Source organism: Kitasatospora sp. GAS204B (assembly GCF_029892155.1).
Lineage (GTDB): Bacteria > Actinomycetota > Actinomycetes > Streptomycetales > Streptomycetaceae > Kitasatospora.
Genome location: NZ_JARZAG010000056.1, coordinates 1 through 15,598, shown reverse-complemented (window position 1 = coordinate 15,598; position 15,598 = coordinate 1). Strand labels below are relative to the sequence as shown.

Here is a 15,598-nt window from a genome sequence, read left to right as displayed (position 1 = left end):
CACCCCCGGGGGGCGGGCCGGGGGGGGCCCCCCCCCCGGGGGGGGGGGGGGGCCCCGGGCCCGGGGGGGGCCCCCCGGGGGGGCCCACGGGGGGCCGCCCCCCCGGCGGGGGGGGCCCGACCCTCGTTCCGACGTTCCGTCAGTCCTGCTTCTTCCGGCGGCTGCCGAAGACGATCTCGTCCCAGCTGGGCACGGTGGCCCGGCGTCCCGGCCGCACGCCGTCCGCCTCCGCCTGCCGGTCGGTGGTGCCGACCAGCCGCTCGCGGTGCGGGGCGACCGCGCGCGGCATCAGGATGTCCGCGTACGCCGATCCGGCACCGACGGCCGGGGCGGCGGCCGCGGCGGCCGGCTCCTCGACCTCCTGGCCCTCCTCCACCGGGGCGGCCTCGATGGTCGAGGGACCCACGGTCAGGTCGCCACGGAAGGCCGGGACCACGTCCAGCAGGCTGGTCAGCGAATCCCGCGCCTCGGCGGCCGCGACGGCCTCCCGGGCCGGCAGCCGCTCGGGCGCCGACATGATCCGGTCGGCCGAGGGCCGCTCGATCATCGGACGCAGCGGGCGGTCCTGGGGCAGCCGGGCGATCCGCGGGATGAACGGGAAGACCGACTCCTCCTCGCGCTCGACGCTCTCGCCGATCAGCGCGCGGGCCTCGTCGTCGTTCGGCTGGACCAGGCGCCGGGGCGGGTCGTAGGTCCAACTCGCGGTGCGGCCCTCGCCGTCCGAGCGGTAGGAGAGGGCCACCTCCCAGGTGCCGTCGTCACGCCGCCAGGAGTCCCAGCGCTCGGTGTCCTTCTCGGCGGCGCGCAGCACCAGGCGCTCGGCGACGGCCTCCCCGAGCTGCGGGCCGGTGGACTCGCCGGGTCGGCGGATCGGGGTCTTGCGGGCGCGCTCGGCCATGAAGGCGCGCTCGGCCAGCACCGGACCCTCGAAGCGGCGCACCCGGTCCACCGAGATGCCGGCGGCCTGGGCGACCTCCTCGGCGGAGGCACCTGCTCGTATCCGCGCCTGGATGTCCCGGGGCCGCAGGTGGCTCTCGACCTCGATCTCGATCTGGCCGAGGCGCGGGCGGTCACCGCGGATGGCGGCGCGCAGCCGCTCATCGATGGGGAGGGTGTACTCCGTGCTGTCGGCAGCCTTGAGCACCAGCCGTGTGCCGTCGTTGCTGACGGCCACAACCCGCAGTTCGGGCACGGTTACCTCCCGGGTGGTGCCTGCCGACGTCACCTGCGTCGCTGCTCCCGTACTGAGTGTGGCCTGCCCACTGGCGACTTGCCACAACCTTGCAGAGTTCTCCGGCGTGTCGGACTTCCGTCCGATGACACCGCTGTGGCACGGTGGCCTGTTTGCCGCGTCGCTCTCCGTGACGCAGCGTCAGACATTCCCGGCCGTTCCCCGCACGTGGATGTGGAGCGACGGTTCGGGTCGAGCGCCGCCGTGCGTGCCTGGGCCGAGGTTGTCGTTCTGACTGCCAGTAGTTGAGGGCAGTCGAGAGGATGACCGAAGGCTCAGACTCCACGAACAGTACTCCATTCGTGGCATCCACAGGGGCGGCTCGCCGCTCAAGTCTCCCGCGATTCACGGGAATCTCAAGAGCGATGCCCCCGTTGGCGGACCACCGATCAGCTGACGGTGATCATCTTCACATATATCGACTGGAAGAAACCGGATTTTCGACCCTTGTGTCCTTCTTTGTGCACAATAGGCGGGCTTATCGGACAGCGCGACGAGTCTGCTGAGCCGACCTGACGAAATACCGACCGCCCACGACCCAGTGAGGAGCTCCGATGCCGCAGGAGAAGCAGCGGGCCGCCCGCCGGATCGACCTGAGCCTGGCCCAGGTCGCCGCCAGCGCGCTCGCCGCCGTGGTCGGCGCGGTACTCGCCTCCGAGCTCGGGGTGTACGGGACCATCATCGGCGCTGCCGTGGTCAGCGTCGGCGCCACCACCGGGGGCGCGGTCTTCCACCACCTGTTCCGGCGCACCGGCGAGCAGTTGCGGGAGGCGACCGAGCGGGGCCCAGGCGGCGCGGTCAACGAACTGCGCCAGGTCCCGCTCACCGACACCACCGCGCTGCCGACCGCGTGGCACGCCGAGGGCGAGCGGGCCGGCTGGACCGACTCCGAGGTGTTCCGGGCCCGGCGCCGCTGGAGCTGGCGGACCTACGCGGCGGTCTCCGTGCTGGTCTTCGCGCTGGCCATGACGCCGATCCTGATCGTCGAGCTGGCCGCCGGGCGGACCGTGAACTCGATGACCACCGGGCAGGACGGCGGCGGCACCTCGATCTTCCCGGCCGGCGGTTCGAAGCACAGTGACCCGTCCCCGGGGAAGCCGGCCGGCGGTGTCCCGGCGGCACCGCCGAGCCCGAGCGGTGGCGGCACCCCGAGCCGGCCGGCCGGCTCGCCGTCGGCCTCGCCCGCCGCCTCGGCGTCCGGCGGCGGCGCGTCGCCGAGCCCGTCGCCGACCCCGAGCGAGTCCGTCACCTCGGCCGGCCCGACCCCGACGCCGAGCACGCCGCCGACCTCGAGCCCGCCCGCACCGACTCCGTCCACCCAGGCGGCCACGCCCACCCCGCCGGGCGCGCCCGCCTCGCCCTGAGCTTCGAGCTCCGGCCGGGCCTCAGGCCCCCAACACCCGGCGCAGGTAGGCGTTGGCGAACCGCCGCTCGGGATCGACCCGGTCGCGCAGCTCGGTGAAGTCCTTGAAGCGCGGGTAGACGCCGGCCAGGTACTCGGCGTCCCGGCTGTGCAGCTTGCCCCAGTGCGGCCGGCCCTGATGGGCGGTCATCAGCCGCTCGACGGCGGTGAAGTAGCCCTGCTCGGCGGTGCCCCGGTAGAGGTGCACCGCGATGTAGACGGTGTCGCGGCCGTTCGCGGTGGAGAGCCACAGGTCGTCGGCGGGGGCGCAGCGCACCTCCACCGGGAAGCTGATCTGCCAGTCGTTCCGTTCCACCAGCGCCTTCAGCTCGCGCAGCACCTCGGTGGCCGCGGCCCGCGGCACCGCGTACTCCATCTCGATGAAGCGCACCTTGCGCGGGCTGGTGAAGACCTTGTACGCGGTGTCGGTGTAGGTCCGCTCGGACCAGGCCCGGCTGGCCAGCGCGGCTATGGTCGGAACGCTCCTGGGGAAGGCCCGGCCGATCCGGCAGGCGCCCTCCCAGACCGTGTTGGAGAGGAAGTCGTCCTCCAGCCAGGCCTTGAAGCCGGGCAGCGGGGCGGCCGGCCCCTGGCTGCGGTTGTTGCGCTTGGTGCTGCACCGGTCGGTGTGCGGGAACCAGTAGAACTCGAAGTGCTCGTTGACCGAGCTCAGTTCCTCGAAGGAGCCGATCACCTCGGCGAAGCGCATCGGCTGCTCACGGGCCGTCAGCAGGAAGGCCGGCTCGACCCCGAAGGTGATCGCGCTGAGCACCCCGAGCGCGCCCAGCCCCAGCCGGGCCCCGGCGAACAGTTCGGGGTCCTCGGTCGGCGAGCAGCGCCGCACGGTGCCGTCGGCCAGCACGATCTCCAGCGCCTTGATCTGCGCGGCCAGCGAGGCCGAGTCCCGCCCGGTGCCGTGGGTGCCGGTACTGGTCGCGCCGGCCACGGTCTGCACGTCGATGTCGCCCATGTTGGTGAGCGACAGGCCGGCCGCCGCCAGCAGCCGGTTGAGCTCGGCCAGCGGCAGTCCGGCCTCGACGGTGACCGTCCCGGCCGCGCGGTCCAGCTCGCGCACGGCGGTCAGCCCCTCGGGCCGCACCAGCACGCCGTCGTCGGCCGAGGCGATCGCGGTGAAGGAGTGGCCCGAGCCGACCGCCTTGACCGTCCGGCCCTGCTCGGCGGCCTGCCGCAGCACCTCGGCCAGCTCCTCGGCCGAGGTGGGCGCCACCACCTGGCGGGGTTCGGCGCTCTGGTTGCCCGCCCAGTTGGTCCAGCGGCCGGCGGTGACGGTGGCGGGCATGCGGAGGCCTCCCAGAGACGGGTGCGTTACCAGTGGGTAGGGAGCCTAGCCACCGGTCTGCCCATGGTCCATGGTTGCGCCTGCCCGACCCGTTGGGTGACGCGCCCAGCGGTGTCAGGGCCCGACCGGTACCGCCTGCGGGGCGGCGGCGCCGGTCGCCGGGCGCAGCCGGCGTCCACCGGCCAGGGCGACCAGCAGCGCGAAGACCGCCGCGGTCAGCGGCACCCGGTACCCGGCCGCGGCGCCGGCCGAGTCCACCACCCAACCGGCCAGCGAGGAGCCGCCCGCCACCCCGAGGGCCAGTCCGGTGGTGGTCCAGCTCATTCCCTCGGTCAGCTGGGCGGCCGGCACCAGCCGCTCGACCAGCCCCATCGCGGTGATCATGGTCGGGGCTATCGAGAGCCCGGACAGGAAGAGCGCGCCGCCGACCGCCAGCAGCCCGACCAGGCCGGTGCACCAGAGCGCCGCCAGGGCCAGCGGCAGCATGCTCACCGCCATCACACCGACGCCGAGCTGGAACCGCCGTTCGGCCGTGCGGCGCGGACGCAGCGTGCCGAAGATCGTGCCGGCCACCGCCGAGCCGAGCGCGTAGACGGCCAGCACCAGGCTGGAGGTCGCCTTGTGCCCCTGTGCCTGGGCGAAAGCCACGGTGACCACCTCGACCGAGCCGAAGATCGCACCGGTGGCGACGAAGGTCAGCATCAGCACCCGCAGCCCGGGCGAGCGGATCGCCGAGCCGCTCTCCTCGCGGGCCGCCTGGTGCACCGGTGGTTCGGTGCCGCGCCGGCCGGTGAAGAGCAGCACCCCGACCGCCAGCAGGATCCCGGCCAGCAGCACCCCGGCCTCCGGGAAGAGCGAGGTGGCCAGCCCGATCGAGAGGATCGGCCCGACGATGAAGATGATCTCGTCCACCACCGACTCCAGTGCGTAGGCCGTGTGCAGCTTGGCCGCGTCCTGGCGGTAGAGGTGTGCCCAGCGGGCCCGGACCAGGGCACCGGTGCTCACCATCGTGCCCATCCCGATCGCGCACAGGAACAGCGTCCAGTCCGGGGCGCCGGATCGGGCGCAGAGCAGCAGGGCGACGGTGGACACCGTGGTCACCGCGGTGGCGGGCAGCGCGACCCGGCGCTGTCCGTGCCGGTCCACCAGCCGGGAGACCTGCGGCCCGATGACCGCCGCCGCCAGCGCCATCACCGCCGAGACCGCGCCCGCCAGCCCGTAGGAACCGCGCAGCTGGGAGAGCATCGTGACGATCCCGATGCCGGTCATCGAGATCGGCAGGCGGGAGACGAAGCCGGTGGCCGAGAAGGCGAGGCTGCCGGGGGCGGCGAATATCTGGCGGTAGCTGGACAGCACGGTCGCTCCGGGGTGGGGAGTTCCGGGGGTGCTCCCGACGTGCCCCTGTCGGCGAGGGGCTTCGTAAGGAACATGGATGGCCATGACAGCTTACGAAGCTTGGCAAACGGAATAAACGGGCCGGACCGCCCCGGCCCTGCCCGTCTGGCCCACCGACCCGCAGTGGCAGGATCGGTGCCATGTCCGACGACACCCGCACCGAGCCCGGCCCGGTCTCCGCCGCCCCCTACGACGCGCTGCTGCTGCTCTCCTTCGGCGGCCCCGAGGGCCCCGAGGACGTGGTCCCGTTCCTGGAGAACGTCACCCGGGGCCGTGGCATCCCCAAGGAGCGGCTGGTCGAGGTCGGCCGGCACTACTTCGGCTTCGGCGGGGTCAGCCCGATCAACGCGCAGAACCGCGAGCTGCTCGCCGCGTTGCGGGCCGACTTCGCCGCGCACGGCCTGGACCTGCCGGTCCACTGGGGCAACCGGAACTGGGCCCCGTACCTGGTGGACACCCTGCGCGAGCTGGCCGAGGACGGACACCAGCGGATCGCGGTGCTGGCCACCAGCGCCTACGCGGGGTACTCGGGCTGCCGCCAGTACCGGGAGAACCTGGCCGACGCGCTCGCCACGCTGGCCGAGGAGGGGCGCCCCGCGCTGACCGTGGACAAGCTGCGGCACTTCTACAACCACCCGGGCTTCGTCGAGCCAATGATCGAGGCCACCCTGGACGCGCTGGCCGAACTGCCCGCCGAGCTGCGCGAGCGCGCCGAGCTGGCCTTCACCACGCACTCCATCCCCACCGCGATGGCGATGAGTTCCGGCGCCCCGGACGACCCGGCCCGCGGCACGCCCGGTGGCGCGTACGTCGCCCAGCACCTGGACGTGGCCGAGCTGATCGTCGCCGCCGTCGCCAAGGCCACCGGTGTGGCGGACCGCCCCTGGCAGCTGGTCTACCAGTCACGCAGCGGCGCCCCGCAGATCCCGTGGCTGGAGCCGGACATCTGCGACCACCTGACGGAGCGCCGGCAGAGCGGGGCCGCCGCCGTCGTGATGATCCCGATCGGGTTCGTTTCGGACCACATGGAGGTCAAGTACGACCTCGACACCGAGGCGGTGGCCAAGGCCGCCGAGCTGGACCTGCCGGTCGCCCGGGCCGCCACGGTCGGCGCCGACCCGCGCTTCACGGCCGCCGTGCGCGAGCTGCTGCTCGAGCGGGCGGCCACCGAGCGCGGGCTGGCACCCCGGCGCTGCGCCCTGGGCGCCCTCGGCGCCAGTCACGACGTGTGCGCCGTCGACTGCTGCCCCAACCCGCGCGCGCCCCGCCCGGCCGCCGCCCAGGCCTGAGCTGCGCCGCACCGGAAGCCGACCGCCGACCCCGCTGACAAGGAGCACCGTGTCCGACCAGATCCTGCCCGACGCCGCCCTGCTCGACGACCTGCTCGCCCTCGCGCTGGAGGCCGCGCAGCAGGCCGGCGCCCTGCTGCGGGACGGCCGCCCGGCCGACCTCGGGGTGGCGGCCACCAAGAGCAGCCCGGTCGACGTGGTCACCGAGATGGACCTGGCCTCCGAGAAGCTGATCGTGGAGCTGATCACCGGACGCCGCCCGCAGGACGGCTACCTCGGCGAGGAGGGCACCGAGCGCGCCGGCGGCAGCGGCGTGCGCTGGGTCGTCGACCCGCTCGACGGCACGGTCAACTACCTCTACGGGCTGCCGAACTGGGCCGTGAGCGTGGCTGCCGAGTACCACGGCGAGGTGGTCGTCGGGGTGGTCCACGCGCCGGCCAGGGGCGAACTCTTCCAGGCTGTGCTGGGCCGCGGCGCGCAGCGCGAGGGCCGTCCGCTGGCCGGGCGTCCGGCGCCGCCCTGGGGCCAGGCGCTGGTCGCCACCGGTTTCAACTACGTGCAGCCGGTCCGGGTGCACCAGGCCGAGGTGCTGCACCGCCTGATGCCCGAGGTGCGTGACATCAGGCGCGGCGGAGCGGCCGCGCTCGACCTGTGCGACCTGGCGGCGGGCCGCCTGGACGGCTACTACGAGCGGGGCCTGGCCCCCTGGGACCTGGCGGCCGGCGGCCTGATCGCCCGCGAGGCCGGTCTGCTGACCGGCGGCCGGGTGGGCCGGCCGGCCGGCGGCGAGCTGGTGGTGGCCGCGGCACCCGGTGTCTTCGAGCCGCTGCAGTCCCGGCTGGAGGAACTGGGCGCCTGGCACGACTGACGCGGGATCGGCTGACGGCACGTCGGCCGGTCAGGCCGGTCAGGCCGGTCAGGTCGGTCAGGTCGGTCAGGTCGGTCAGGCCGACCCGACGGGGTTGCCGGAGCCGGCCGAGCGGAAGGCGAGAGCCCCGGCGCAGCTTGCTGCGCCGGGGCTCTCGCCTGCTCGGGGATCAGGGGATCAGTTGTCGGAGGCCGGTCGGCCGGCCGCGGAAGGTGGCTTGGGCGGCGGCGGGCGCCGGATCAGGCGCTGCGGGGCAGCGAGAGGACCGGATCGATGCCGTGGTCGGTGGCGATCCGGCGCAGGTCGTCCAGTTCGGACTGTTCGACCTCGGCCAGGAAATCGTCCCCGGACTCGAGTGCGCGGTGCAGATCCTGCTCGGTGTTCCTTATACGCTGCAGGATTCCGGCGGTGAAGGCGTCCATGCGGCAGACCCCCTAACGGTGTCGGACGTGCGCGGTCGAGCGTTCCCCGGTGGGAGGGTGCGGTGATCCAGCGGCTGCGCCGTACCGGTCGACTGGCTCCGGTGATGACGCCGATACGGCCTTGAGGCCGCTCCGTGGAACCTGCGATCCCCCAGCCGGTGCGGATGAACGCGCGGCGGGTGGGTGCGATCGCCTGACGGCGTGATCGCGGGTGTGCATTCGTCCTCCCCAGCCACACGGCGGGGAAACCTCGGGTCGCCAGAAACGCGAAGAAAGTTGCCGTCGTCACGTTCGTCCGTCGTACCCCCGTTCGGGGCTGGTGGCCGGGCGAGGGCCGGGTGGGGTCGCCTTACCGATGCTTTACCGGGGCAGGAGGCAGGATGGAGGGACCGTCGGAGTCGTAGGCCCGCGTACGGGGACACTCCGATCCCGCCACGCGTGCCCCAGAGAAGGGACAACCGCTGTGCGGGTACTTGTCGTCGAGGACGAGCAGCTGCTCGCCGAAGCCGTGGCCACCGGCCTGCGCCGGGAGGCGATGGCCGTCGACGTGGTGTACGACGGCGAGGCCGCGTTGCAGCGGATCGCGGTCAACGACTACGACGTGGTGGTGCTCGACCGGGACCTGCCGCTGGTGCACGGCGACGACGTCTGCCGCAGCGTGGTCGAGCAAGGCCTGGCGACCCGGGTGATCATGCTGACCGCCTCCGGGGACATCAGCGACCGGGTCGAGGGCCTGGAGATCGGTGCGGACGACTACCTGCCCAAGCCGTTCGCTTTCAGCGAACTCGTCGCCCGGGTGCGCGCACTGGGCCGCCGCGCCACCGTCCCGCTGCCGCCGGTCCTCGACCGGGCCGGGATCACCCTCGATCCCGGTCGCCGCGAGGTGCTGCGCGACGGTCGCTCGATCCAGCTGGCGCCCAAGGAGTTCGCCGTCCTGGAGGTCCTGATGCGCGCCGGCGGGGCCGTGGTCTCCGCCGAGCAGCTGCTGGAGAAGGCCTGGGACGAGCACACCGACCCGTTCACGAACGTGGTGCGGGTGACCGTGATGACCCTTCGCCGAAAGCTCGGCGACCCGGCCGTCATCGTCACCGTGCCCGGCTCCGGCTACCGGATCTGATGCCCACCCACCCCGCCACCTCCAAGGGGACGAAACTCATGACCACCCCGCCCACGACCGGCGGGCCCTCCGGCAGTTCCGACACGGTGCCGCCGCGCCCGGACCACCCGCCACGCCCGGCCGCCCTGCACGTCGGCCCGTACCAGCCCGACGAGGGGCTGAGCTGGCTGCCGTTCCGGCCGACCATCCGGATCCGCCTCACCCTGCTGTACGGCGGGATGTTCCTGATGGCGGGGGTGTTGCTGCTGATGCTGATGTACGTCGTAGTGCGCAACGCCTTCCAGAACACGCCGGTGCCGCAGATCACCATCGACCCCGGCATCACCGCGCAGATCGGCGGACGGGCGGTCACCGGGGACGAGTTCAACCAGTACTTCCGCACCCAGATGCAGGTCGGGCAGCACAGCGAGCTCGACACGTTGCTGCGCCAGGCGCTCACCGTGCTCGTCGTGCTCGCGCTGATCGCCTTCGCGGCCGGCTACGCGATGGCCGGTCGAGTGCTGCGCCCGCTGGGCCGGATCACCCGCATCGCCCGCGAGGTGGCCAGCTCCGACCTGCACCGGCGGATCGAGCTGGAGGGGCCCGACGACGAGCTCAAGGAACTCGCCGACACCTTCGACGACATGCTCGACCGGCTGGACCGCTCCTTCGACTCCCAACGCCGTTTCGTCGCCAACGCCTCGCACGAGTTGCGCACGCCGCTGGCGATCAACCGCACCCTGCTGGAGGTCCAGCTCGCCGACCCGGCCACCTCGCCGGACCTGCAACAGCTGGGCAAGACCCTGCTGGCCACCAACGAACGCAGCGAGCAACTGGTCGAGGGCCTGCTGCTGCTGGCCCACAGCGACAACGAGCTGACCGACCGGCGCCCGGTGGAGCTCGCCGAGGTGGCCTCCCGGGCGATCGAGCAGAGCCGCTCGGAGGCGGGCAACCGGGAGGTGGAGATCCGCGCCGAACTCAACCCGGTGACCGTCTCGGGCAACGGCGTGCTGCTGGAGCGGATCGCGCTGAACCTGCTGCAGAACGCCGTCCGCTACAACCTGCCCGACGGCTGGGTGGAGATCACCACCACGCCCGGGCCCGGCGGGTTGGGTGAGCTGGTGGTCAGCAACACCGGACCGGTGGTCCCCGGCTACGAGCTGGAACACATCTTCGAGCCGTTCCGCCGGGTCAAGGGCGCCGACCGGACCCGCAGCGACAAGGGGGTCGGACTGGGCCTGTCGATCGTCCGGTCGGTGGTCCGCGCGCACGGCGGATCCATCGAGGCGGCACCCCGTCCCGGCGGCGGACTGACCATGCGGGTACGAATCCCCGGAGCCTGACCGGCCGCAGCCGGTGCCGCCCCGGGCCCCGGCTGCCCGCAGCGCCCTGGTACGCCCTTCACCTGCACGGAAGGAGCGGACCAGGGCGCTTGTCTTTTGCGGCACAATGAACTTACGGTGTCGTAACCTACGCATCCGTAAGTGACGCGTCCGTAAGTCCCCTCGCTCAGGAGCTCCCGTCGTGACCATCGCCCCCGCCCAGCGCACCGGCTCGACCGCCTGGACCGATGCCCGGCTGATCCTCGCCCTGGAAGAGGTGGTCGAGACCGAGCTCAACCGCCACCTCAAGGTGGCCAAGGAGTGGATGCCGCACGAGTTCATCCCGTGGAGCCAGGGGCGGGACTTCGACGGCGTGCTCGGCGGTGAGGCCTGGGAGCTGGAGCAGTCCCGGGTGACCCCGCTCGGCCGGATCTCGCTGGTGGTCAACCTGCTCACCGAGGACAACCTCCCGAGCTACCACCACGAGATCGCCACCATGTTCGGGCGCGAAGGCGCCTGGGGCACCTGGGTGCACCGCTGGACGGCCGAGGAGGGCCGGCACGGCATAGCACTGCGGGACTACCTGCTGACCACCCGCGCGGTCGACCCAGTGGCCCTGGAGCGGGCCCGGATGGACCACATGTCGGCCGGCTTCGAGTCCGACAACTCGCACAGCATGCTGCACTCGGTCGCCTACGTGGCCTTCCAGGAGCTCGCCACCCGCATCTCGCACCGCAACACGGGCCACTTCGCCGGCGACCCGCTCTGCGAGCAGCTGCTCGCGAAGATCGCCAACGACGAGAACCTGCACATGGTCTTCTACCGGAACCTGCTGAAGGCCGCGCTGGAGATCGCGCCCGACCTCGCGATGCAGGCCGTCCGCGACGTGGTGACCGACTTCCGGATGCCCGGCCACGGGATGCCCGGCTTCGAGCGGTCGGCCGCGCAGATCGCCATCGGCGGCATCTACAACCTGCGGATCCACCACGACGACGTGCTTCAGCCGGTGCTGCGGCACCTGAAGGTGATGGAGATCGGCGGGCTGGGTCCGGCCGGGTTGCAGGCCCAGCAGGAACTCGGGCTCTTCCTGGACGGCCTGGACGCCCAGGCCACCAAGTTCGACGAGCGCCAGGCCGCGCTGCTCGCCCGCCGGGCCGCCAACGCGGCGCGCAAGGCGGGCTGAGCCCCCGCGTCGCGCGGGCTGAGCCCCCGCGTCGCGCGGGCTGAGTCCCCGCCGTCGCGCGCCATGGTGGCCGATAGGCGGCGGGTGCGTGTGGGGCCGGTGGTGAGCCGTTGCAGAGGCCTGTTCGGAAAGCCTCGCACCGACCGGTTGGGTCGTACCGCCACTCGATTCGGTGGGGTGATTCCAGCCGGTTTGTCCGAAAAATACTCCGGCGTGACCAAGGTCACATCAGCTGACCGCACTCGTTCGGATGATCTCGCAGAGTGATCAACCGGCCGACGCCGACCATCGCGCACGGTAGCCGGATCCGGCAGCCAGGCTTCCACAACCGGTAACCGCCGAGCCCCCTCCCACCTGGGCCGAGGTGCCCTGGCGCAAGGGGTGGACGGGGCGTACCATCACGATCCGTATTCGACAGCGGGTGGTTCCCGGCCAACGGCCGCCACTGTCCGCAAGCCCATCGAAGACGGCTTCGATCACCTGGTCGGGTCCGCCGCTGAGTGTCGATTGAGTAACAGGGCTTGAAGTAAGGCACAATCTCGGCCTCGGGTCGGGCACAAGACCGGCCCCTCATGCGTTACGTGCGCTGGAGATACCGCACACACCCAGAGGGGGAGAGCGAAAAATGGCAACGGACTACGACACCCCGCGCAAGACAGACGACGACATCAACGAGGACAGCATCGAGGAGCTCAAGGCTCGTCGAAACGAGAAGTCGGCACCCTCGGTCGACGTCGACTTCGACGACTCCGGTGAGAGTCTCGAACTTCCCGGCGCAGACCTCTCCAACGAGGAGCTGTCCGTCCGGGTCCTGCCCCGTCAGGCCGATGAGTTCACTTGCATGAGCTGCTTCCTGGTGCACCACCGCAGCCAGCTCGCCGGTGAGAAGAGCGGCCAGCCGTACTGCCGGGATTGCGCCTGAACATCGGGCGGCTTCGGTCCGAGTCCGGCGCCTGCCGCACGGCAGCTCGGCGTCGGCCCGGCACACCGCCCCGCCGGAGCGGGTCACCGCCCCGGCGGCTGATCGAGCGACCGATCCGGCGGTCGCACACGAATGGCGAAGGGGCGGTCCGTCACGACGGACCGCCCCTTCGCCATTCGTGTCCCCAGCTGTGTCCCGCCCGGGCCGAGTGGCCCGGGCGGGATCCGGTCAGCCCTGGGCCGCGTCGATCGCGGCGGCCAGCGCCTGCGGATCGCGGGTGGAGAGGTAGAGGTACGGCGTGGGGTCGCCCGGATCGGTGATCTCCACCCGCAGAGCGGTCGGCACGTAGCTGCGCAGCAGCATGAACGCCCGCGGGTCGGCCTTCACCGAGCGCCAGGCCACCGCCTCCTTGGCGTCCAGCGTCCGGGCCTCGCCCAGCGCCGTCACCGGGATCCGGGCCTGCCCCGCCACCAGGGAGCCCTGGACCACCCGGATCCGGGCCGAGCCGTACGAGCTCAGCCCGACCGCTCCGACGACCAGCCCCACGGCCAGGCCGATCAGCCCGGGCACCGGCCCGAACTTCAGCAGGATCAGGCCGATCGACAGGCCGGCCGCGATCGGCAGCAGCCACCAGGAGCGGGGCGCGGTGAGGCGTTCGTCGTACATGCCCCCCATTGTGGGCACCGATTACTACGGCCCGGCACCAGCCCCCCGGTCCAGGGAGTGGAATCGACTGGTGCGCCCGAAGCTACCCGCGGGTAGGGTCGGGCGCTGTGACTGGATCCATCGCCCCCAGACCGGCCCCGCAGGGCTCTGCCGCGCCGGCCGAGCACCTGCGGCAGCCGCCGGCGCCGACCACCCCACCGGCCGACGCCGTCCTGCCCGAGCGCCACCCCGAGGCGCCCGCTCCCGGCACTCCGCTCGGCTCCCACTACGTGCACTGCTTCGGCTGCGGCCCGCAGCAGAGCAGCGGCCTGCAGCTGGACGTCCGGGCCGGCGAAGGAGTGGACGTCACCGCCGAGTTCACCGTCAAGCCGGTGCACCAGGGCGGCCCCGGCCTGGCCCACGGCGGCCTGCTGACCACCGCGATGGACGAGACTCTCGGCTCGCTCAACTGGATCCTGCACCTGGCCTCGGTCACCGGCCGGCTGGAGGTCGACTTCGTCCGCCCGGTGCCGGTCGACGCGCTGCTGCACATCCGGGCCTGGGCCACCGGCGTGCACGGCCGCAAGCTCTACTGCGCGGGCGAGGGACGGATCGGCGGCCCCGACGGGCCGGTGGCGATCCGGGCGGCTGCCCTCTTCGTTCAGGTGAAACTGGAACACTTCACCACGCACGGTCGTCCCGAGGACATCAAGGCTGCCCTGGACGACCCTGACCTGTTCAAGCGCGCCAGAGCCTTCGAGGTGAATCCGTGAGTTCCTCCGCCCGTCCGCCGGTCGACGTCCTGATCCGACGCCTGGACCCCGAGCTGCCACTGCCCGGCTACGCCCAGCCCGGCGACGCCGGCGCCGACCTCTGCGCCGCTGTCGACGCCGAACTCGAGCCGGGCGAGCGCACCGTGATCCCGACCGGTGTCGCCATCGCGTTGCCTGACGGCTACGCCGCGTTCGTGCACCCGCGCTCGGGCCTGGCAGCTCGTTGCGGAGTTGCGCTCGTGAACGCCCCAGGGACGGTCGATGCCGGGTACCGTGGTGAGATCAAGGTGATCGTCGTCAACCTGGACCCGCGCGAGCGGGTCAGCTTCCGACGTGGGGACCGGATCGCGCAGCTGGTGATCCAGCAGGTCGAGAAGGCCCGCTTCCACGAGGTGGCCGAACTGCCCGGGTCCGCACGCGCCGAGGGTGGGTTCGGGTCGACCGGTGGTCACGCGGCGGTTTAGCATGCCGCGGCCTGCCGGCTCGGGCCGCGCAGGTCGCCGAAGGTACGAGCAGGAATTCGCATCGGTCTTGGACCGGGAAGGACAGTGACCGTGTTCCGTCGTCGCCAGAAGAGCGAGGACGCTGTCGAGCAGCTCGCCGAGGACGCCATCAGCGCCGACGAGACGGCCGATGACGTCGAAGGTTCCGCCGACTCCGAGAGCGAGACACTGACCGACGTCGACGAGGTCGACGAGGCTGTCGAGGAGGACGACCCGGCAGACCGTGTCGGCCTGCCGCCGGCCCCGCGCCCCGACGGCCCTTGGGACTTCTCCGAGTTGGAGAGCCCCGCCGAGGGCCGGGTCGACCTGGGCGGTCTGTTGGTCCCCGGCGTCGAGGGGATGGAGCTGCGAGTCGAGGTGGCCGGTGACGCGATCGTGGCCGCCACCCTGGTCCTCGGCAACAGTGCCATCCAGCTCCAGGCTTTCGCCGCGCCCAAGTCCGAGGGCATCTGGGGCGAGGTCCGCGACGAGATCGCGGACGGCATCCGCACCCAGGGCGGCCTGGTCGAGGTCGAGGAGGGCAACCTCGGCTGGCACCTGCGCGCACAGGTGCCAGTGCAGCTGCCGGACGGTACGCAGGGTGTGCAGCTGGTCCGCTTCGTCGGCTGCGACGGCCCGCGCTGGTTCCTGCGCGGCGTGATCTCCGGGCAGGCCGCCGTGCAGCCCGAGTCGGCCGAGGTGCTGGAGCAGGTGTTCCGGCAGACCGTGGTCGTCCGCGGCGAGGTGCCGATGGCGCCGCGCGACCCGATCGTGCTCAAGCTCCCCGAGGACGCCCAGATGGTCGCCGACGGCGGCGTCGGCGCCCCCGAGGCGGAGACCTCGCGGTTCGGCGACGCGACGCTCAGCCCGTTCGCGCGCGGCCCGGAGATCACCGAGGTCCACTGACGCGACGCCCGCTGGAAGCCCTGCCGGCCCCGGACAGCACTGCTGTCCGGGGCCGGTTTGACTCCGGATGGGCCGATGCGTAGTGTTCTCCGAGTTGCCCGGACCACGTTATGTGGCGGCGAGTAAATCTGATGAGCGTGAAAATCGCTGGACAGAAACTCTGCTAGAGTCTGGGACAGCGGAAAGCCGAAAGGCCGGAAGCGAAATGCGGAAAGCGAAGCGGAAAAGGCACTGAGCCGGATCTGATAAGCTGGAAACACGAAAGAGCGAAGCGCCCGGAGAGCTTGCGAGAGCGGCTTGAAGGAAGTGTCCGTTCCTTGAGAACTCAACAGCGTGCCAAAAGTCAACGCCAGATATGTTGA

The 15,598-nt window shown here is 72.1% G+C and carries 15 protein-coding genes; 10 read left to right on the top strand and 5 right to left on the bottom strand.

All coding sequences use genetic code 11. The annotated features are described in order from the left end of the window. Positions 1-139: 139 nt before the first annotated feature. Positions 140-1,225, bottom strand: coding sequence for a septation protein SepH (gene sepH, locus P3T41_RS36410; RefSeq protein ID WP_280694951.1), 1,086 nt, complete (start codon positions 1,223-1,225; stop codon positions 140-142). A 560-nt stretch (positions 1,226-1,785) separates the two neighbouring features. Here sepH and P3T41_RS36405 point away from each other — a divergent pair. Beyond that, positions 1,786-2,595 (top strand): hypothetical protein, encoded by an 810-nt coding sequence (locus tag P3T41_RS36405; protein ID WP_280694950.1) that lies wholly within the window; start codon positions 1,786-1,788, stop codon positions 2,593-2,595. A gap of 21 nt (positions 2,596-2,616) precedes the next feature. On the opposite strand, the gene P3T41_RS36400 is transcribed toward P3T41_RS36405, so the two are convergent. Beyond that, entirely contained in the window at positions 2,617-3,933 is a 1,317-nt protein-coding gene (locus P3T41_RS36400) for a D-arabinono-1,4-lactone oxidase (protein ID WP_280694949.1), read from the bottom strand. 114 nt (positions 3,934-4,047) lie between these two features. Next, positions 4,048-5,289: an MFS transporter gene (locus P3T41_RS36395; protein ID WP_280694948.1), complete on the bottom strand. Its 1,242-nt coding sequence runs from the start codon at positions 5,287-5,289 to the stop codon at positions 4,048-4,050. A 179-nt stretch (positions 5,290-5,468) separates the two neighbouring features. On the opposite strand from P3T41_RS36395, the gene P3T41_RS36390 reads away from it, so the two are divergent. Both P3T41_RS36390 and P3T41_RS36385 read left to right on the top strand, forming a co-directional pair. Then, complete coding sequence (locus tag P3T41_RS36390; RefSeq protein WP_280694947.1) at positions 5,469-6,617, top strand: ferrochelatase; 1,149 nt, start codon at positions 5,469-5,471, stop codon at positions 6,615-6,617. A 64-nt stretch (positions 6,618-6,681) separates the two neighbouring features. Next, the gene (locus P3T41_RS36385) at positions 6,682-7,485 is read left to right on the top strand and encodes an inositol monophosphatase family protein (RefSeq protein WP_280694954.1); all 804 of its coding nucleotides are present in this window, start codon (positions 6,682-6,684) and stop codon (positions 7,483-7,485) included. Between the two features lie 239 nt (positions 7,486-7,724). Here the strand turns inward: P3T41_RS36385 and P3T41_RS36380 are convergent, their stop codons facing one another. After that, positions 7,725-7,907 carry a hypothetical protein gene (locus tag P3T41_RS36380; protein WP_280694946.1) on the bottom strand — a complete coding sequence of 61 codons (183 nt, stop codon included), beginning with the start codon at positions 7,905-7,907 and terminating at the stop codon, positions 7,725-7,727. 463 nt (positions 7,908-8,370) lie between these two features. Between P3T41_RS36380 and P3T41_RS36375 the strand changes: the two genes are divergently transcribed. From P3T41_RS36375 to P3T41_RS36360, 4 genes are all read left to right on the top strand, one after another. Continuing rightward, on the top strand, positions 8,371-9,024 hold the full coding sequence (locus P3T41_RS36375; RefSeq protein WP_035846216.1) for a response regulator transcription factor: 654 nt from the start codon (positions 8,371-8,373) through the stop codon (positions 9,022-9,024). Positions 9,025-9,062: 38 nt separating this feature from the next. Then, the gene (locus tag P3T41_RS36370; RefSeq protein WP_280694945.1) at positions 9,063-10,346 is read left to right on the top strand and encodes a HAMP domain-containing sensor histidine kinase; all 1,284 of its coding nucleotides are present in this window, start codon (positions 9,063-9,065) and stop codon (positions 10,344-10,346) included. Between the two features lie 181 nt (positions 10,347-10,527). Then, the gene (locus P3T41_RS36365; protein WP_280694944.1) at positions 10,528-11,508 is read left to right on the top strand and encodes an acyl-ACP desaturase; all 981 of its coding nucleotides are present in this window, start codon (positions 10,528-10,530) and stop codon (positions 11,506-11,508) included. Between the two features lie 625 nt (positions 11,509-12,133). Next, entirely contained in the window at positions 12,134-12,430 is a 297-nt protein-coding gene (locus P3T41_RS36360; protein ID WP_280694943.1) for a DUF4193 domain-containing protein, read from the top strand. Positions 12,431-12,658: 228 nt separating this feature from the next. Here P3T41_RS36360 and P3T41_RS36355 read toward each other — a convergent pair whose 3' ends face one another. Continuing rightward, complete coding sequence (locus P3T41_RS36355) at positions 12,659-13,105, bottom strand: DUF3093 domain-containing protein (RefSeq protein WP_280694953.1); 447 nt, start codon at positions 13,103-13,105, stop codon at positions 12,659-12,661. A gap of 158 nt (positions 13,106-13,263) precedes the next feature. Here P3T41_RS36355 and P3T41_RS36350 point away from each other — a divergent pair, with 158 nt between their 5' ends. The 3 genes from P3T41_RS36350 to P3T41_RS36340 all read left to right on the top strand — a co-directional run bounded on the left by P3T41_RS36350 (position 13,264) and on the right by P3T41_RS36340 (position 15,236). Next, a complete protein-coding gene (locus tag P3T41_RS36350; protein ID WP_280694952.1) occupies positions 13,264-13,848 on the top strand; it encodes a PaaI family thioesterase in 585 nt (194 codons plus the stop codon). Further along, a complete protein-coding gene (dut, locus tag P3T41_RS36345; RefSeq protein ID WP_280694942.1) occupies positions 13,845-14,312 on the top strand; it encodes a dUTP diphosphatase in 468 nt (155 codons plus the stop codon). Before P3T41_RS36350 ends, dut begins: the two co-directional genes overlap by 4 nt. 90 nt (positions 14,313-14,402) lie before the next feature. Next, a complete protein-coding gene (locus tag P3T41_RS36340) occupies positions 14,403-15,236 on the top strand; it encodes a DUF3710 domain-containing protein (protein WP_280694941.1) in 834 nt (277 codons plus the stop codon). Positions 15,237-15,598 lie beyond the last annotated feature (362 nt).